This window comes from Streptomyces sp. P17 (assembly GCF_032436805.1).
Classification (GTDB): Bacteria; Actinomycetota; Actinomycetes; order Streptomycetales; family Streptomycetaceae; genus Streptomyces.
Window position 1 is genome coordinate 104,212 of the sequence record NZ_JAVRBF010000014.1, and the last position, 17,569, is coordinate 121,780.

22 protein-coding genes are annotated in these 17,569 nt (G+C 71.2%); 11 read left to right on the plus strand and 11 right to left on the minus strand.

Annotated features, from left to right (window positions below):
• Window positions 1-14: 14 nt before the first annotated feature.
• The 3 genes from RMT89_RS11905 to RMT89_RS11915 all read right to left on the minus strand — a co-directional run bounded on the left by RMT89_RS11905 (window position 15) and on the right by RMT89_RS11915 (window position 1,506).
• Entirely contained in the window at window positions 15-206 is a 192-nt protein-coding gene (locus tag RMT89_RS11905; RefSeq protein WP_244313292.1) for a metal-sensitive transcriptional regulator, read from the minus strand.
• Between the two features lie 193 nt (window positions 207-399).
• Window positions 400-642 carry a hypothetical protein gene (locus tag RMT89_RS11910; RefSeq protein ID WP_167546282.1) on the minus strand — a complete coding sequence of 81 codons (243 nt, stop codon included), beginning with the start codon at window positions 640-642 and terminating at the stop codon, window positions 400-402.
• Window positions 643-1,131: 489 nt separating this feature from the next.
• Window positions 1,132-1,506 carry a helix-turn-helix transcriptional regulator gene (locus RMT89_RS11915; protein WP_050815002.1) on the minus strand — a complete coding sequence of 125 codons (375 nt, stop codon included), beginning with the start codon at window positions 1,504-1,506 and terminating at the stop codon, window positions 1,132-1,134.
• A 121-nt stretch (window positions 1,507-1,627) separates the two neighbouring features.
• Between RMT89_RS11915 and merA the strand changes: the two genes are divergently transcribed.
• The 3 genes from merA (at window position 1,628) to merB (ending at window position 4,248) form a co-directional block, all read left to right on the plus strand.
• Window positions 1,628-3,064: a mercury(II) reductase gene (merA, locus tag RMT89_RS11920; protein WP_007491874.1), complete on the plus strand. Its 1,437-nt coding sequence runs from the start codon at window positions 1,628-1,630 to the stop codon at window positions 3,062-3,064.
• Between the two features lie 28 nt (window positions 3,065-3,092).
• Entirely contained in the window at window positions 3,093-3,527 is a 435-nt protein-coding gene (locus RMT89_RS11925; RefSeq protein WP_208865760.1) for a MerR family transcriptional regulator, read from the plus strand.
• 79 nt (window positions 3,528-3,606) lie between these two features.
• The gene (gene merB / locus RMT89_RS11930; RefSeq protein ID WP_007491878.1) at window positions 3,607-4,248 is read left to right on the plus strand and encodes an organomercurial lyase MerB; all 642 of its coding nucleotides are present in this window, start codon (window positions 3,607-3,609) and stop codon (window positions 4,246-4,248) included.
• Between the two features lie 89 nt (window positions 4,249-4,337).
• Here the strand turns inward: merB and RMT89_RS11935 are convergent, their stop codons facing one another.
• On the minus strand, window positions 4,338-4,487 hold the full coding sequence (locus RMT89_RS11935; protein WP_315883711.1) for a hypothetical protein: 150 nt from the start codon (window positions 4,485-4,487) through the stop codon (window positions 4,338-4,340).
• Between the two features lie 332 nt (window positions 4,488-4,819).
• On the opposite strand from RMT89_RS11935, the gene RMT89_RS11940 reads away from it, so the two are divergent.
• The 4 genes from RMT89_RS11940 (at window position 4,820) to RMT89_RS11955 (ending at window position 8,623) form a co-directional block, all read left to right on the plus strand.
• Entirely contained in the window at window positions 4,820-5,455 is a 636-nt protein-coding gene (locus tag RMT89_RS11940) for a cytochrome b N-terminal domain-containing protein (protein WP_007491882.1), read from the plus strand.
• A 66-nt stretch (window positions 5,456-5,521) separates the two neighbouring features.
• Entirely contained in the window at window positions 5,522-5,746 is a 225-nt protein-coding gene (locus RMT89_RS11945) for a hypothetical protein (protein WP_007491884.1), read from the plus strand.
• Window positions 5,746-6,000 (plus strand): hypothetical protein, encoded by a 255-nt coding sequence (locus RMT89_RS11950; protein WP_007491886.1) that lies wholly within the window; start codon window positions 5,746-5,748, stop codon window positions 5,998-6,000. Before RMT89_RS11945 ends, RMT89_RS11950 begins: the two co-directional genes overlap by 1 nt.
• A 106-nt stretch (window positions 6,001-6,106) precedes the next feature.
• Window positions 6,107-8,623 (plus strand): cation-translocating P-type ATPase, encoded by a 2,517-nt coding sequence (locus RMT89_RS11955; protein WP_007491888.1) that lies wholly within the window; start codon window positions 6,107-6,109, stop codon window positions 8,621-8,623.
• A gap of 228 nt (window positions 8,624-8,851) precedes the next feature.
• On the opposite strand, the gene RMT89_RS11960 is transcribed toward RMT89_RS11955, so the two are convergent.
• The 4 genes from RMT89_RS11960 to RMT89_RS11975 form a co-directional block, all read right to left on the minus strand.
• Complete coding sequence (locus RMT89_RS11960; protein WP_043728274.1) at window positions 8,852-9,202, minus strand: multidrug efflux SMR transporter; 351 nt, start codon at window positions 9,200-9,202, stop codon at window positions 8,852-8,854.
• A 538-nt stretch (window positions 9,203-9,740) separates the two neighbouring features.
• Window positions 9,741-10,034 carry a hypothetical protein gene (locus tag RMT89_RS11965; RefSeq protein WP_007491890.1) on the minus strand — a complete coding sequence of 98 codons (294 nt, stop codon included), beginning with the start codon at window positions 10,032-10,034 and terminating at the stop codon, window positions 9,741-9,743.
• Window positions 10,035-10,147: 113 nt separating this feature from the next.
• Window positions 10,148-10,615, minus strand: coding sequence for a hypothetical protein (locus tag RMT89_RS11970; RefSeq protein ID WP_315883712.1), 468 nt, complete (start codon window positions 10,613-10,615; stop codon window positions 10,148-10,150).
• 89 nt (window positions 10,616-10,704) lie between these two features.
• Window positions 10,705-11,028, minus strand: coding sequence for a helix-turn-helix transcriptional regulator (locus RMT89_RS11975; protein WP_063741733.1), 324 nt, complete (start codon window positions 11,026-11,028; stop codon window positions 10,705-10,707).
• A gap of 514 nt (window positions 11,029-11,542) precedes the next feature.
• Here RMT89_RS11975 and RMT89_RS11980 point away from each other — a divergent pair.
• From RMT89_RS11980 to RMT89_RS11995, 4 genes are all read left to right on the plus strand, one after another.
• Window positions 11,543-12,040, plus strand: a complete 498-nt coding sequence (locus RMT89_RS11980; protein WP_315883713.1) for a hypothetical protein — start codon at window positions 11,543-11,545, stop codon at window positions 12,038-12,040.
• Between the two features lie 281 nt (window positions 12,041-12,321).
• A complete protein-coding gene (locus RMT89_RS11985) occupies window positions 12,322-13,080 on the plus strand; it encodes a hypothetical protein (protein ID WP_139063524.1) in 759 nt (252 codons plus the stop codon).
• Between the two features lie 418 nt (window positions 13,081-13,498).
• The gene (locus RMT89_RS11990; RefSeq protein ID WP_007491895.1) at window positions 13,499-14,455 is read left to right on the plus strand and encodes a hypothetical protein; all 957 of its coding nucleotides are present in this window, start codon (window positions 13,499-13,501) and stop codon (window positions 14,453-14,455) included.
• The gene (locus RMT89_RS11995; protein WP_007491896.1) at window positions 14,448-16,028 is read left to right on the plus strand and encodes a hypothetical protein; all 1,581 of its coding nucleotides are present in this window, start codon (window positions 14,448-14,450) and stop codon (window positions 16,026-16,028) included. Before RMT89_RS11990 ends, RMT89_RS11995 begins: the two co-directional genes overlap by 8 nt.
• Before the next feature lie 112 nt (window positions 16,029-16,140).
• Here RMT89_RS11995 and RMT89_RS12000 read toward each other — a convergent pair whose 3' ends face one another.
• The 3 genes from RMT89_RS12000 to RMT89_RS12010 form a co-directional block, all read right to left on the minus strand.
• Window positions 16,141-16,617: a hypothetical protein gene (locus RMT89_RS12000; RefSeq protein ID WP_007491898.1), complete on the minus strand. Its 477-nt coding sequence runs from the start codon at window positions 16,615-16,617 to the stop codon at window positions 16,141-16,143.
• A 40-nt stretch (window positions 16,618-16,657) separates the two neighbouring features.
• Window positions 16,658-16,828, minus strand: coding sequence for a hypothetical protein (locus RMT89_RS12005; protein ID WP_007491901.1), 171 nt, complete (start codon window positions 16,826-16,828; stop codon window positions 16,658-16,660).
• 141 nt (window positions 16,829-16,969) lie between these two features.
• Window positions 16,970-17,536: a C2H2-type zinc finger protein gene (locus RMT89_RS12010; protein WP_007491903.1), complete on the minus strand. Its 567-nt coding sequence runs from the start codon at window positions 17,534-17,536 to the stop codon at window positions 16,970-16,972.
• Window positions 17,537-17,569 lie beyond the last annotated feature (33 nt).

Here is a 17,569-nt window from a genome sequence, read left to right on the forward strand (position 1 = left end):
AGGTCACATCCGCGTCAACCGGCGCAGGGCGAGGGCGAGTTCGCCGAGCCTCGCGTCGCGGGGTCTTCCGGGTCCGAACGGGCTGCGGTCAGCAGGCAGTTCCTGGCGTGGTCGTCGAGCAGGCCCAGGGCGACCTCCTGAAGCGCCCGGGTGACGGCGCCGATCTGGGTGAGGACGTCGATGCAGTACCGGTCCTCGTCGACCATGCGCGCCACCCCGCGCACCTGGCCCTCGATCTTGTGCAGCCGGGACAGGTGATCGGCCTTCTGGCTGTGGTGCCCCGTTCGGACACCCGCGGGCGGAGACCGCGACCGGAGGCTGTAGTCATCGCCGTGCGCCGCCTCTCCGTCTCTCCGCGTGACCTGCGCTGTCGGTGGTGGGCGAGCCAGGCGGCGGCGATCAGGGCGGTTCCTGCCGCGAGGAACAGCCATGCCCTGGGGGTGCCCGCGGTGGTGCCGGTGGCGGCCGTGCCCCGCCTGCGGCGATCAGCGCGCCGCCGCAGCACAGACCGATCAGGGACAGCCCGGTCCCGAGCAACGTGACCACTGTGCCCAGCGCGGCAAGGGCGGCCGTGAGCGGTCGGCCCGCGATCCGGTGGGCCAGGCCGCCCGTCTGGTTGGAGTTGGCGGGCGCGGCGCTCATCGGACGCTTCCTGGTGCGGTTCTGCGAGGGCGGGTCAGCAGCAGGGGCCGTCGGATTCCCGTTGCTGGTCGGAAGGGCGGCAGCCGGGACGGGCTGCGGCACGTCGTCGTGCGCGTGGACGGTGCGCTGTTCCGAGAGCGAAGGCGGTGGCGGAGCACACGTGCGGTCACGGCGAGACCAATGATCGCTGCGGACACGGCAACGAGGATGGTATGGGCCTGGATCCAGGTGGAGACCGTGGCGGAAAAGCGGGCCAGGCCCCCCGAACTGGTGGCAGTGCCGTTGGTGGCTGTCGGGTACCAGTACCAGGCCAGGTGGGCGCCGGTGGCGACGAGGACGGCGGCGGTGACGCGGGGGCCGTAGCGGGCGATCATCAGCAGGGCGACGCCGAGCCCGGCGGTGGCCGTGCCGGCGCCGGAGGCCTCCCTGCTGCGGCCGGGGGCCGGTGGGTCGCAGGCATGGGCGGGGTGCTCCTTGCGGGTCTCAGCCCTAGTTGCCGGGGATACGGGTGCAGCAGGTCAGGGCGGCGGCGTTGTCCGCGGCCAGCGAACGGGCCAGGACGACCAGGTCCGCCACGCGCGGGTCGCCGACGGAGTAGCGCAGCTTCTTGCCGTCCCGGCGGGCGGTGACGTAGCCGCAGTCCACGAGACAGGACAGGTGCACCGAGACGCGCGGCTGGGAGATTCCGGCGTGCTCGACGCACTCGGCACTGGTGCGCTCGCCGCGCAGGATGAACTCCAGCAGCTTCAGCCGGGTGGGGTCCGACAGGGCGCGGAAGAACTTGGCCACCGTGTCCAGATGGGTGCAGGGCACCTCATCGGCAGCCGACGCCGCCGGGGCGGGGGTGTTAAGGCGCTGGGGCATACGGGTGGCCTCCACAACTGGAACTATTCGCATGTCCGTATAGTATGGCGGCAATGAGATATTCGGCAAGACGCATAGCAGCGGGCCTGGAATCCCGGGCTCCGCAGGAGAAGGCGGCATCGTGACCACGACGGAATCCGGCTACGACCTGGCGGTCATCGGCTCCGGCTCGGCGGCGTTCGCCGCCGCCATCGCCGCCACCAATCAGGGCAGGCGGGTGGTGATGGTCGAGCGCGGGACCACCGGCGGTACCTGCGTCAACGTCGGCTGCGTGCCGTCCAAGGCGCTGCTGGCCGCCGCCGAGGCCCGCCACGGCGCCGCTGCGGCGGGACGGTTCCCCGGACTCGCCCCGGCCGACGTCCCGGTCGGCTTCCCGGCGCTGATCGGCGGCAAGGACGCCCTGGTCGCACAGTTGCGCACGGAGAAGTACACCGACCTGGCCGCCGACTACGGCTTCGAGATTGTGCACGGCACCGCCACCTTCACCGGGACCACCGAGGCCCCGGCCTTGGACGTCGCGCTGAACGGCGGTGGCGCCCGCCGGATCAAGGCCGCGCACTACCTGATCGCGACCGGCTCCGCCCCCTGGGCCCCGCCCGTCGACGGCCTGGAGGAGGCGGGATACCTGACCTCCACCACGGCGATGGAGCTCGACGCGCCGCCGGAGTCGATGGTGGTGGCCGGCGGGAACGCGGTCGGCCTGGAGCAGGCCCAGCTCTTCGCCCGCCTCGGCACCCGCGTGAGTGTCGTCGAGGCCCTGGACCGGCTGGCCCCGTTCGAGGAACCCGAAGTCTCCGCCGCGATCGAGGAGGTCTTCGCCGACGAGGGCATCGCCGTGCACACCGGCGCCGCGCTGGCCGCCGTCCGGCGTGACGAGCACGGCTACACCGTCACCGCCCGCCGCGGCGAAGCCCTCACCGAGCTGCGGGCCGAGCAGCTGCTGATCGCCACCGGCCGCCGCCCGGTCACTGCGGGGCTGAACCTCGACACCGTGGGGGTGAAGACCGGGACGCGCGGCGAAGTCGTCGTCGACGACCACCAGCACACCACCAACGAGCGGATCTGGGCCGCAGGGGACGTCGCTGGAGGCCCGCAGTTCGTGTACGTCGCCGCCGCCCAGGGCACCCTGGCCGCCGACAACGCCCTCGCCGGGGCGGGCCGCACCCTGGACTACACCGCGCTGCCCCGGGTCACCTTCACCAGCCCGGCCATCGCCGCGGTGGGGATGACCGACGCCCAGGTGGCCGAGGCCGGGCTGCGCTGCGACTGCCGCACCCTGCCGCTTCAGCATGTGCCCCGCGCTCTGGCCAACAGGGACACCCGCGGCCTGGTCAAACTCGTCGCCGACGCCGACACCGGTCGCGTGCTCGGCGTCCACGTGATCGCCGACGGCGCCGGCGACCTCATCACCGCCGCCACCTACGCGATCACCGCCGGGATGACCGTCGACCAGCTCGCCCACACCTGGGCCCCGTACCTGACCATGGCCGAAGCCCTCAAGCTCGCCGCCCAGACCTTCACCAGCGATGTCGTCAAGCTCTCCTGCTGCGCCGGCTGAGAGCGCCCTGACCGATGCGGAGGCGTTCATGGGTGCGAAGCGAGCCCGGCCGATGACGGTCGGAGAGCTCTCCCGCCGCACCGGCGTGACCGTCAAGGCCCTGCGTGAGTACACCGACCTCGGCCTGATCTACACCCTCGGCCGCAGCCCGGCCAACTACCGCCTGTACGACACCGACGCCCTGTGGTGCGTGCGGTTCATCGGCGAACTGCGCGGCCTCGGGCTGACCGTCGCCGAGATCCGTGAGCTGACCGCCGCCGGGGAGGACGGCGCCGGGCGAGAGATCGGTTCGTATCTGGCCGAGCTGCTGCACCGCTCCCGCGAGCGGCTGCGGGAGCGCATCGCCGCCCAACAGCAGATCCTGGACCGCATCGAGAAGTTCGAGACCGAGCACCAGCAGCATCTCGCCGAGGGCGACCTGTGCTGGGCCGGTGATCCGCGCGGCTGCGAGACGCGGGCTTGACCCTCACCCCTGGGGCAGACCCTACGGTCGGTGGCATCGGACCCATCCACGCACAGGGAAGGGAAGGGAAGGACCCGCTGTGGACACCGACACCCGCAAGCTCGCCACCCGCTTCACCGACACCGTCAACCGCGCCCCGGGCGTGAAGCTCTCGCTCCTGCGCCCCCTACTGACGTTGCTGGCAAGCGGTGAGCCGGTCACCCTCGACCAGCTCGCCGCCCAGGCCGACCGCACCGTGGACGAGATCCGTCAGGCACTGGCCGACATGCCCGACACCGAATACGACACCGCTGGCCGCATCATCGGCAACGGCCTCACCCACAACCCCACCCCGCACCGCTACCAGACCGGCGGCCGCACCCTCTACGCCTGGTGCGCCATGGACACCCTCGTCTTCCCGGCCATCATCGGCCACACCGCCCAGGTCACCTCCCCCTGCCGGGCCACCGGGGAACCGGTCCGCCTCACCGTGACCCCCGACGGACCCACGCACGTGGAGCCGACTACGGCCGTCGTCTCCGTGGTCACCCCCGACGCACCGACCTCGGTCCGCGCCGCCTTCTGCAACCAGGTCCACTTCTTCGCCGGCGCCGACGCCGCCAATGACTGGTTGGGCGAGCACCCCGACGCGCAGGTCTTGCCGGTCGCCGACGCCTTCGAGGTCGGACGGCCCATCATCGAGCAAGTCCTCGCCGGCAACGCCCAGGGCGGCTGCTGCTGAACCGGCCTCGCACCGCCCCGGCGGGCCATGCCCCGCCGGGGCGGGACAACCGGCATGCCCAGGGTGCGCCACTCCTGCCTGGCGGACGCCTACCCGGACTTCTTGACCATGGTCTTGCCGCAGCAGCACGTCGGGCTCTGCCGACCGGTGCAGGTCGGCGGGGCCGCCTTGGTCACGGTCAGCTCGCACCCGCATGCCGCATCGGGGCAGCGGTAGACCTCGCCTTCGCGGAACGGCATGGTCATCACCTCCCTCGTCACGCTCTCCATCCGTACGTGCCCGACGCTAGAACCTGACCCCTGGGGCAAGGTCAACACTGGGGGTAGGAGGTGGCGGACGTGACGCTGCGGGCACTGACCATCGGGCAGGCAGCCCAGGCCGCGGGACTGCCCCGCAAAGCGGTGCGGGTGTACGAGGCCAAGGGGCCGCGTTCATCTCGGCCATCGCCATGTACTTCCAGGTGCCCTCCGCCCGCGCCACCGACCGCCGCCTGGTGCTGGCCGGGAGGCTCCCGCCCACCGCACACCCTGCGCGAGCTGGAACACCGCGACCGCGGGCACCGGGAGGCGTCATGACCAGCCACCGCCCCGAACGTGCTGCCGCCGCCGGCCCGGAGACCGCCACACCACAGTCCGCTCGTCCTGGCCGGCTGCGGCGGGCCGTCGACGCGATCGACGAACGCATGGGCATCAAGGCGCTGGCCTGTCCGATGTCCGAGCACGCCAACAACCTGACCTGGAGCCTGGGCGGACTGACCGTCGTGTCCTTCGTGACGCTGCTGGTCACCGGGATCTACATCGCGCAGTTCTACTCACCGACCCCAAAGGACGCCAACCAGTCCGTGCGCGACCTGGTCACCGACGTCTGGCTTGGCTGCTTCGCCCGCGGCCTGCACTACTGGCCGGCGCAGGCGATGTTCGTCCTCGCCCTGCTGCACCTGCTCCGTGTCTTCTTCCACGCCTCTTTCAAGAAGCCGCGCGAGGGCAACTGGATCACCGGCAGCGCCATGTTCCTGCTCACCTTCCTCGCGATCTTCACTGCACGGTCATCCAGTGGGACCAGGAAGGGTACGAGGCGCTGGTCCACAACCTGGACGTCGCCAAGCTGCTCGGCGGCGCCGGCATCTGATTCGCCCCCGAGTTCACCGACCGGGTGCCGATCGTGCTGCGCCCGTACACCGTGCACGCGGTCATCGGCCCCGGGCTGATCGTGCTGCTCCTCGTGTGGCACGCGCTGCTCGTCAAGCGGTATCGAGATCACCCGCCCGCTGTGGATGTTCTGGTGGTACTTCCCCCTGGAGGAATGGTTCGGAGTCGCCTCCATCGCCTACGTCATCGCCGGCGTCTTCGGACTGATCTTCCTGGTGCCCTTCCTCGACCGCGGCCCGAAACGCCTCTGGCGGGAGCGGAAGACGGCCACGGCCACCGCTGTCGTCCTGCTTCTCGTACTGGCCGCCATCACCGTCAACGTGTGGGTCAACAACCCCAAGGGGCACTGATGTACGCCGCCGACCCGCGGCGCGCCCCGCGCTGGTTCTGGACCCTGCTCGCCCTCGCCGTACTCGCGATGGGCGACCTCTACCAGGGCCTGCGCGCCGCGCCAGGTCCCGGAACCGGCCTCCTCGTGGCGGGCAGCGCCCTCGTCCTCATCTCGTCCACCGTCCAGGCCGCCCGGATCCTGACCGCACTTACCGGCCCGCCCCGGCTCCACGCACACCGGAGTCATCACCCCACGGACGTGCGCCGAGAGTAGCGGGCGAGCCGCGCACTCGCACAGGAATACTAAAACCATTAGTTTGTGGGCAAGGGCCACGGGCGATGCTCCCCACGCATCCCCGTCACTCGAAGGAGGAGTGCCCGTGCAGCATCACGCGGATCGTCCGACGGATCACCGCAAGGAGCGCAGCACGGCTGTGCTCGAACTGGGCGGGCTTCGCTGGGCGTCCCAGCAGAACGTCGCCGCCTCCGTCCTGGGGCGCCGACCAGGGGTGCTGGAGGTCGAGGTCAATCCGGTGTCGGAGACGGCGAACGTGGTCTTCGACCCGAACCTCACCTCGCTGGCCGAGCTGCGCCGCTGGGTGGAGGAGTGCGGCTACCACTGCGCTGGCCAGTCCGTTCCGGCCCACCTGTGCGATCCGATGGCCGAACCGGACCCGCCGCATCCCCACGCAACGCACGGCCACGTGGGCCATGAGGGGCATACGGCGGTCACCGAGCCGCCGACTCCCCCTGCTCACGCGGAACATGTCACCCACGCCGAGCACGAGGCGCACGCCGCACCGGAGGCGATGCCCTCTCCGCACGAGGTGATGGGCCACGGCGGGCACGAGGGCATGTCGATGGCGGCGATGGTGGCGGACATGCGCAACCGCTTCCTCGTCGCCGTGCTCTTCTCCATCCCCATCGTCATCTGGTCACCGATCGGCGAGGACGTCTTCGGACTCGACGTACCGGTCCCGTTCGGCCTGCGCGAAGACGTGTGGGCACTCCTGCTCAGCCTGCCGGTGATCTTCTACTCGTGCACGATCTTCTTCGACGGCGCCGTACGCGCGCTCCGCGCCCGCACCCTGGACATGATGGTGCTGGTCGCGGTCGCCGTGGGCTCCGGTTGGCTGTACTCGCTGATCGTCACGCTCACAGGCGGCGGCGACGTCTTCTACGAGGCGGCCACCGTGCTGGCCTCCTTCGTGCTGCTCGGCCACTGGTTCGAGATGCGCGCCCGCGGCGGCGCCAACGACGCCATCCGCACCCTGCTCAACCTGGCCCCGCCCAAGGCACTGGTGCTGCGCGACGGCGAGCCGGTCGAGATACCCACCGCCGAGGTCCTCGTCGGTGACCTGCTGCTGGTCCGCCCCGGCGCGAAGATCGCCGTCGACGGGGTCGTGGAGGAGGGCGAGAGCGAGGTCGACGAGTCGATGGTCACCGGCGAGAGCCTGCCGGTGCACAAGGCTCCCGGCTCCCAGGTCGTCGGCGCGACCATCAACGCCAACGGCACCCTGCGCGTGCGGGCCACCAAAGTCGGCGCCGACACCGCGCTCGCCCAGATCGTCCAGCTGGTGCAACAGGCCCAGAACTCCAAAGCCCCTGGACAGCGGCTCGCCGACCGGGCCGCCTTCTGGCTGGTCTTCGTCGCGCTGATCGGCGGAGCCGCGACCCTGGCCGTCTGGCTGCTGGCCACCGACCGCTCGCTCGGCACGGCCATGCTGTTCGCCATCACGGTCGTGGTCGTCACCTGCCCCGACGCCCTGGGTCTGGCCACCCCCACCGCGATCATGGTCGGTACCGGGCTGGGCGCCCAGCGGGGCGTGCTGTTCAAGAACGCCGTCGGCCTGGAAACCTCGGCACGTATCCAGACCGTCGTCATGGACAAGACCGGGACCCTGACCAAGGGCGAACCCGAGGTGACCGATGTGGTCACCGTCGACGGGACGGCTGAGAGCGAACTGCTGCGGCTGGTGGCCGCGGTGGAACGGGAGTCCGAGCACCCGCTGGCCGAGGCCGTCGTCCGGTACGCCGAGGCCCACGGCGTGGACGCGGTGCGCGCCGAGCGGTTCGAGAACGTCCCCGGGCACGGCGCCATCGCCGACGTCGACGGTCACCGCGTGGTGGTCGGCAACCGCCGCCTGGCCGAGCGTGAGGGCATCGACCTGGGCGAACTCGACCAGCTCCGCAAGGAGTTGGCCACCACCGGCCGCACCGTCGTCACCGCCGCCGTAGACGGCCGCGCCGCCGGTCTCATCGGCATCGCCGACGCGCCCCGGGAGACCTCCCGGCAAGCCGTGGCCGAACTGCACGCCCTGGGCGTCGAGGTGGTCATGCTCACCGGCGACAACCAGGCCACCGCCGACCGCATCGCCGAACAGCTCGGCATCGACACCGTCATCGCCGAGGTCCTCCCCGGCGACAAGGCCGCCAAGGTCGCCGAACTCCAGGCGAGCGGCCGCAAGGTCGCCATGGTCGGCGACGGCGTCAACGACGCCCCCGCCCTGGCCCAGGCCGACCTCGGCATCGCCATCGGCGCCGGCACCGACGTCGCCATCGAGACCGCCGACCTCGTACTGATGCGCTCCGACCCCCTCGACGTTCCCACCGCCCTGCGCATCGGCCGCGGCACCCTGCGCAAGATGCGCCAGAACCTCGCCTGGGCCATCGGCTACAACTCCATCGCCCTGCCCATCGCCGCCGGCGTCTTCGAACCCGCCATCGGCCTGGTCCTGCGCCCCGAGATCGCCGCCCTGTCCATGTCCGGCTCCAGCATCATCGTCGCCGTCAACGCCCTCGCCCTCAAACGGCTGCGGCTGCCCGAAGCACCCACTCCGCCCGCCGAACCCGCGCCGCGTACACCCGTGGCTCCGACAACGGCCCACAGCTCCTGATGGGAACTGCCGAGTCGGAGAGACTCGGTGCCGTAGGAGTCGGACGGCAGTCGTTCAAGACGCGGTGCGTGCTCCGCGACAGCGTCACCTGCTGGAGAGTCTGCCGGGTAAAACCGGTCGCCCTGTGCGGCTTCGAGTTCGCGCGGTACGTCGGCAGTGTGCACTGTTCGTGGACGCCGCACCTGCGCGCGGCCGGCACTTCGCCCGGCTGCGACCTTCACCAGCTGGTCAGAGCTGCGGTGGGCGGTCGCCGGGCTCACTGGCGGAACCGGACAGCTGCAGACCGATGACCCCGACGATCACCAACGTGATCGAGAGGATCTTGAAGGGGGAGACCAGGTCGCCGAGGAAGGCCATGCCGTAGACCGCCGTGCCCGACGCGCCGATGCCGGTCCACACCGCGTACGCGGGGCCGACATCCAGCTTCTTCAGCGAGAGCGTCAGCAGACCGAAGCTGGCCAGCGCGAAAACGCAGAACCCGATGGTCGGCCAGAGCCGGGTGAAGCCGTCGGACAGCTTGAGGCTCACCGCGAAGCCGGTCTCGAACAGTCCGGCGACGATGACGAGCAGCCACGCCATGGCCATGTGCGAGCACCTCCACGCCTCGGGTCGGCAGGTCCAGCGACCGCCGCGCCGACCGGGTTCATCGTCTCGCGCGAGTATGCACTGGCCGGCCGCGGTTGTCGGCGACCCCGGGGCTCAGTCACGCTCGCGCCGTTCCCAGCCGGCGAGCAGCCGCCACGAGTACGACATTGACGCTCCGACTGTGCGCACAGCCGCTCCGGGCCCGCCGGAATCTCCTGCCGCGCTCCGGACGCCGGGCCGCGACGGCCAGTTGGCCTGGGGTGACCAGGCCCGACCCAGGTGCCGGCCGCGCGCAGGTGCGTCGTCACCGTGCGGCTCAGGACGCCAGGGGCGTCGACGGTACGTGGCAGTGTTGCCGACGACGTCGTACGCGAGGCCGCGAAAGGGCGGTTCGGCCGCCTGAGCGCCGGTGACGCCACCCGGGGCGTACCGTGCACTGCTGCTCCGCCCGCTCGGGGTGTCTCCGGCAGGTCGCACGGCCGCGTCCGCAATGCCGTGGAAGAGGCCTGGCCCGGGCCGGGGTTGCGCGCGGTCAGTGCAGGCCCGTACTCATCAACAGCTCCGCCCTGCCCTGCTGACGGATCTCCAGCACCACCAAGGCCCGGCCGAAGGTGATCCACCCCGCTCCCGGCCGTACGCGCAGCACCAGCCGGCGGCCCACGGCGGCCCCGGCCACCAGGCGGGCCACAACGGCGACCGCGACCAGCGGGAAGGCCCCGTCGTCCAGGGTGACCAGGAGGTCGTAGCGTACGCCGGAGGCCACTTGGAGCGTGTCGGCGGTGACCGGCTCGGCGGAGAAGCCTCTGAGGCTGAGCGGCGAGATCACCGCGCGGGTTGCGGCCCGGTTCCGGGGGCGAACGGATGGCGAGGAACGGCAGGTCCCGATCCCCGCTTGAGGGCGCGGGAGTCAGGCGAGACAGGCAGGCCCCGGGGATGGGCTCAGCCTAGCGTGATCCAGCCGTCCGGGATCCAGCCCTCCGCGTAGCCCTGGAGGAAGAGGTCGAGGTCGGCGATCGCCAGGTGCGTCATCTGTGCGGCGGCGTCGCCGTGCAGAAGCCACACCAGTTGCGCGCCGTCCCCCGGGGCGTGGAGGTCACCCCGCGCGGCGGCATGCGTGGTGAACAGGCGGCGTTCTGCCCGCTGTTGTGCTGAGTTGCCCGGCGCGACAGCGGGGATCCGGCCGGTGACCTTGCCGAATCGGAGCGCACCGGCAGGGGCCATCGCCCCAGCGAGGCGGTCGGCCGCCTGCCGGTACGGCTCGTCCGCCCGGCGCCGGGTGGTCGGCAGGTCCAGCCGCCGGCCGCCGCCTGGAGCGTCGCGGCGGATCAGCGCGATGCGGTGCGCGGGGTCGAAACAGGCCAGGAGAACGTCGCAGCCACAGCACCCACCCGGTGCATACATGCACATGACGTGAGCGTAGGGGCAGCTCCCGGCGCCGCGCGCGTCCAGGCGGGCAGGCGGGGGGATGCGCCACCCGCGCGGCGGCACGGAGCCCGTCAGTCAGCGGCGACGGAGTGGGGCAGTGCCGCAAGGCCGGGCCAGATCTGGAAGCCGAGGGCGGCCTCCAGGCGGGCGAGGGTGCCGAGGTCGGGCAGCACCTTGCCGTTGACGACCCGGCTGATGGTGGAGTGGGTAATTCCCGTAGCCTCGGCTAGGGTCCGCAGGCTCTGCCCGGTGGAGGCGAGGGCGCGTTCGATGTTGCGGGCGAGGGCCTGGCCGTAGTGGGCGCTGACGGGAGCGTCGGGGGCGAGAGCGGCATGTGGCCAGATGCCTGAAGCGACGTAGTCGCGCGGCACCTTGTCGTTACTGCTCCGGGGCATGCCTGGATCATCCCACGCGCCCGTGTGCTGCCAGTCCTCGCTGCGGGGCGCCGCGGCGCCCACTCTCATCGTTCGGTGCATACATACACCACATACACCATTCGCGGCGGGATGGCACCCACCCGCACCGACACATCACCTCCCTCGCACTTTCGAGCGACCGCGGGACGCCGCCGAGCCCCGGGCAGGGCGATGGGCGAGAGGACGGCCCTGGCCCCTTTCTGCCCGCCGGGGCCTTTCACTCCTGTGCGCCCCCTCCCGTTCTGCGCAGATGCCGCTGACGCTGGGTAACTGAGGTCTCGGAAAGAAAGCGCAGGCCAAGGAGCGTGGGACGTGCGGGGTATCACCGAATGCCGATGACTGAGATCCCTCTTTCGGATTCCGTTCGAATTTATCCCCCTCTTTCCCCTGGGGTCGCGGCTGGGGTATTTCAGGAGAATCCCTATCGGGCTGAGGTGCTGCTGGATACGCTCATTGCGGATTCCGGATCCGGGAATTGAGGGGAGGTTCTTTCGTGCAGTCACGCGGAGCGCGGGCCGTCCTGACCGAGCTGAGGTCGCTGGCGGCCGACGACGAGGAGCGGCTCACGGCGGCGAAAGACCGCCTCGCCCGGGCTCAGGAGGAAATGGGGGCGGCCCAGAGTGCGTTCGACTCCGCGAGCACGCGGGCGGAGGTCTCCCAGCGGGTGGCGTGCGGCGCCGAGGAGTTGCTGGCCGACGCCGCGCAGATGTCCGATGACGTGCCGGAACCGCCCCCCACCCCGGATGCCGCTCAGCCCCCGGAGGCGAGCCGGGCACGGCCGACGCTCGCGCAGGAGATCCTCGCCTTCGTGCGCGGCCAGGAGCGCGGCGTACAGAGGTGGGAGATCGCGGCGCACCTGAGCGCCGTGCGCCCGGACATCAAACTCAGCGGGCTGGGACCGGAACTGACCGAACTAGTGCGGGCGGGAGCGCTGGCCAGGGTCGCACGCGGTGTGTACGGGATCCCTCCGGCCAGGGGCGGTGATACCTAGCGGACGCCATATCCCACGCAGCACGTTAGAGGTACACACGCGAGTGCCGCCGAGGCCTAGTTCGGCGGCACTGGGACGCGCGGTTTTCTGGGCTCACGCATCGCCTTCACTATATGCACTTTTCGGTGTGCACGCGAGAGCCCGGAGTAAATTCGGCCCACCATGGGCCAGGAAATGGGCTCACCGTGTCATTCTTTTCGCATCCGAATTCCAGTACGCCCTGGCAGGCGGGCAGGGAAGCACCCCGCCGGCAGACCGGGCAGTCGGCAGTGTCCGGCGCGGTGCCGCGCCGGACACTGCCCAGCGGCCGCTCCAGCCCTGCCCAGCAGATCAACATCCTTCTCGGGCTCGCCTTCCTGGCCGAGCACGCGGGCGAGGTGCAGCGCGACCGGCTGGCGCAGCACGCCGGACGGAGCCCGGCCACCGTCGGCGACTGCATGGCCTTCCTGTCGGACGTGGGGCTGGTGCGGGCCGGGCGGGGCCGGTACGCGGTCACCGACCACGGGCGGGCGTTCGCCCAGCTGTGGCCCAAGGACTCCGCCCGGGCTCGGCTGCTGCTGCGCCCGCTGCTGCAGGCGCACTGGTCCGCCGAGGCGGCGGACCAGCATCTGGCCGACGGACCCCTGCCGCAGGAGCAGCTGGCGAAGCGGCTGCGTGCGGGCCTGCCCGGGGTGCCGCTGCGCGGCATGTACCTGGTGGAGTGGCTCGTGATCGGCCTGGTCCTGGTCCGCGACGAACAACTGCGCATGCACCTCGCACCCCCCGACGGCGTGCCGCCCGCGGCCGTCCCGGAAGCCGGGCCAGGCAAGGACACGGCGCCGGAAGCGAAGGCGGAGCCACCTGCGCCACCGGAGCCGGACGAGCGGGACGAGCGGCAGGACGAGCGGGCGCCGGGTGAGGATCTGGCCGAAGGCGCCGCGGGCACCACCCTGCTCGGGCTGACCCGCAGGGAAGTCCAGGCCCTGCCCGACGCCCGGTACGCGGCCTTCCTCGAAGGCGTCCTGCTCAGCCTGCGCGGCGCCCTCGCACCCCCCGCCTGACCGCCGACGCCACCCGACAACAGCAGTGCGCCGTCCCGGCGTTGGCCGGGACGGCGCACACCCGGGGGTGGCGGCTGGTGTCCGCGTATGGCTTCTGGACCCGCACGCGGAGGGTTCGATCCCCTCGCCATCCACCCCGCACCGGCCAGCATGACATCCAGCCCCCGAAGGGAACCAGCACCCATGCCCAACACCCCGCTGCGCCCAGCACACTGAGCGAACGTCAGGGCGTACACCGAACGGACGAGCCTTTCACCACTTCGACGCCCTCGCGTTGCGGGCACCCGCAACCCTCCCCACGGTGGTGCATGTTCGCACCGCTCGTGTGGAGGTCGAAGTATGCCCCGCATCCCAGACCCGCCCGTCCCGCCGCCGTCCGGGCCCGGACCGGTGGCCGCGCCGATGGCGGGTGTCGGTCATGGCCGGTGAGGTCACGCTCACAGCCGCCGTCAGCCAGGTTCTGACTGCCTGGCAGGACCTGGCCGCGCGCGGCGAGATGTCCGAGCAGACCTTCGGCCGGTTCGGCCAACTCCTTCACCGCTTGGAGGCGTTCGCCACCGTGCGCGGCGCCCCACTGCTGACCGACCTCGATAGGGCCCTGGCCACGCAGTTCGTCGACGCGCACGGCCGCACCCGCCACGGGCACATCGCACCGGCCTCCCTGTCCACCCGGCACCTGCGCCGCAGTGTGCTGCGGATGTGCTTCGCCACCGCCCGCCGGCTCGGCCTGACCGACAGCGACCCCGCCCGCGACATCGACCTGCCGACGCGCACCGTCGGCGAGACCCGGCCCCTGGACGAGGCCGAGACGGTCGAACTGCGCCTGGCGGCGGAGTTCACCGACCGCCCCACCCGCCACGCCGCGGCGGCCGCCCTCGCGCTGGCGGGCGGCTTCAGCGGCGAGATCGGCCACATCACCCCCGCCGACCTCGACCTCACCGGCGTGCGGGTGTGGATGCACGGCTCGACCAAGACCCGGCCCCGCTGGTGCCCGCTGGACGCCTGGGCCATCCAGGTCCTGGCCGCCCGTGCCTACCACGTCCAGACCACCGCACCGCCCGGCCAGGACGTCCGACGGCTGCGGCTGGCGGTGTCGTCCCGCAACGGCACCGACGAGCAGATCCAGGCCCGGGTCTGCGTCGCCCTGCGCGACCTGATCAACCGCATCGGGCTCAGAGGCGACCCGGCTGTGCGCCCCGCCTCCATCACGGCCTACGCGGGCTGGGAGACCTTCACCCGTACCCGCCGCATCGAAGCCGCGGCCCGACACCTCGGCATGGGCTCCCTCGACAGCGCCGCCGCCCTCATCGGCCACGACTGGCAGCACACCACCGGCCCGGATGCCGCACCGAACGGAGACAGCCGAGATGCCTGACGACCTCTTCGGTGACCGCGTACCGCGCGCCAAGCGCAAGAAGACCGCCCGCCGGGCCTGCGAAGCCGACCTGCGCACCGCCTCCCGCCGGGTCAAGGACGTCGCCCGCTTCGAGGACCTCTACCGCCTCGCCGCCACCGTCGAATCGACGTCCGGGCCCCGCCCCGGCCGCCCGCCCGAGTACCCGCCCTATGTCTACGTCCTCTTCCTCGCCCTGCGCGGCATCCACGGCTCCGCCCGCTACTGCGCCGGCGACCTGCAGGACAAGACCGTCTGGAAGAAGATCCGCAAAGGCGTCGCCCACCACCTCGGCAAGGACGAGGCCAAACGCCTGCCCAAGACCGGGCCCTCCCGCCACCAGTGGCAGCACGCCCAGCGCAAGCTCCTCGTCCCCCGCCTGGAAGAACTCAACGACGCCTTCGCCAACCTCGCCCTCACCCAGGCTCTGCGCCAAGGACTGCTGCCCACCGACGCACGACGCTCCTGGAGCGGCCCTCAGCGTCACCAGCTGATCGCCGGAGACGGCACCGTCGCCAAGTCCCCGACCCTCTCCACCACCCCCTACAGCATCGACCCAACCACCGGCGAGATCCGCCGCCACCGCGTCGACCCCGCCTCCTCCTGGCAGAAGGAAGGCGGAGGCGACCGCGACGAGGACGACAAACCCACGGCGCCGGCCGAAGCGGACAGCGGCACGAGCGGCGGGGAGAAGGAGGGCGGGGGCGAAGAAGCGATGGTCCTGGGCACCAAGTTCGTGGTCTTCTCCACCCGGCACCGCGGCTACTTCCGACGCGTCTTCCTCAACTACCGCCACGTCCCCCACGACCAGGAGGGCGGCGAGGCCGCCGTCGCCCTCGACCTAGCCTGCGCCATCATCGACGAAGCCGAAGGCTGCATGGGCGTGCTCTACGACGGCGCCTTCCGCGGCATGCACCGTGACGTCATCGCCCGCCGCGGCCGCCTGCTGATCAACAAACAGCACAAAGGAGCCAAGCCCCGCTACATCCGCACCGTCAGCTACGGCCGCTGCCGCCACGAACTGTGGTCCAGCGGCGGACGCGTCCACGAACGCGCCTTCCTCGACGACGGCACCAGCACCCTGCTGCCCCTGCCCGTCCGCAGACTCGAACGACGCGCCAGCGCCCACAGCCACCGCTGGTACCACCTGCTCACGATCATCTGCCCCCGCGGCCCCCACGAACACCGAGAACCCGTCGGCGTCACCACCACCGCCGGAGAACGCGACGAAGGCCAGAGCGACGCCGAAACCGGCTTCCACCGCGCCGAGCACCTCCTCCAGATCCCCGACAACACAGCCGTCCACCAAACCCTCTACGGAGGCCGCGAAGACACCGAAGCAGGCTTCTCCCAGTTCGACCGCTCCCTCTGGAACCGCCGCATGATCGCCTTCGGCGCCGAAGCCCAGAGCCTCGTCGTCCTCGGCTTCCTCCTCGCCCAGAACGCCACCAGCGCCGCCCGCTACCAAGAAGACCCCACCTACTCCGACGCCGACGCGGAAGCCACAGACCTCAGCGACAGCGACTCCGAACCCCGGCGATCACTACCGAGCTGACACCTCAGCCTCGGGCCCCACCACCCCGCCCCGATCCGCTAACCTGTTGGGACCGCCCTCAGTGGCGGTCCCAACCCTTGCAGAAGCTTGGGCGAATGCTCACGCAGAGTATTCAGCCACGTTTTCCGCAAGGCCCGTTCTGCGCAGTCTGGCCGTTCGGGCCGCCGGTCTCGAAGAGGCCTTCGCGGACCTGGCGGTTGAAGGCCGGGACCTGGTACGTGATCCGCTGCCCGATCGGCACGGACCCGTGGTCGCCGTCGACGGCGAGGGACGGGAATCCGCCAGGGAGGGGATCGAGGGAGCGCCCGTTGCTGACCCAGAACTGGGTGGGGCCTTCGGTGATGACGCTGAAGCCGTCGCCGGGGCAGAAGGACCGATGGTGCTTGTTCCGGTAGTCGGCGCAGAGGTCGTGGTCTCCGCTGTCGTCGAAGAACTCCGGGTCGCCGTTGAAGAGTGCGACCGCCCGCCACAGCTGGTCTTCGACCGGCCCGTCGGGCGCGTCGTAGGCGTACACGGGCAGCATCGGGTGCTCAAGGCGGTACCCGGAGCGGTAGCCGGGGGCCATGTTGTGGAAGACGGTGACGCGCACGCGGGGAACCTTTCGAACGGGGACGGATCGGGAGGGCCGGTCAGCCGGCGTCGGCGGAGAAGCGGATGGCCGCGCGCTGTCCGCCGCGGCGGTCGCGGGCTCGGCGGGGACCGGCAGCGTGAGTGCCGCTGGCGCCGGACCGGCGGCGGTTCTGCACCGCCTCGACGCGCGCCAGGTTGCCCGAGGTGTTGTGCGGCTTGTGCTTACGCATGCTGCGGCTCCGATCTCTCCTGGTCGAGAGGCGATTCATAGCCCCTGATGTCTCTTAAGACTATACGTTCAAGGTCGAGTGAATGCAAGCCTTAAGAGACGCGGTTGGGTTGGGGTACTTCCTCGGGCCCCGCTGCGGGCGCTACTTCACCATGGCGCGGATCCTGGACAGCGTGCCCTCCGCCTTCTCCATCCGCGCCTTCATGCCCTCGAACCGCAGCCGCCAGTCGTCCGCCCGAGACTTCCAGTCGTTCGCCAGGGCCTGGGCGTCTGCGGCCTCGCGGCGGGCCGCGTCCCGCTGGGCGCGCATCTGTTCGGTGAGCTGCGCGCGCTCAACCAGTTCCCCCAGATTCAGCGATCCCAGGTCCCTGGTCGGAGGCGGCGCCGGCTTGCTCGGCTGGCGGCGCCGGGTGGCGGGCTCCGAGCGGTTCGCCGGGGCCGTGCCCGTCCGTCCGACCGGTCCCGACGGCTTGTGCGGCTTGCGCACCTCCGGCGCGGGCTTGGGCTTGTGCGCCTTGAGGTGCGGCCGGATGGAGTTCGGGTTCTGCGAGACGTAGTCGCAGTGGACGCACCCGTACCACTCGCTTTCGTCGGCCAGCAACAGATGCCGGATCTGGTCGAAGACCACGTTGACACCGGGGCGGCTGATCGGGGACTGGGCAGGCTCGTCGGCGACGACGGCGACGCCCTTCACGTGCGTTGCGGTCATGTGGAGGTCGTGGGTTCTTTCTCGGTCAAGGCG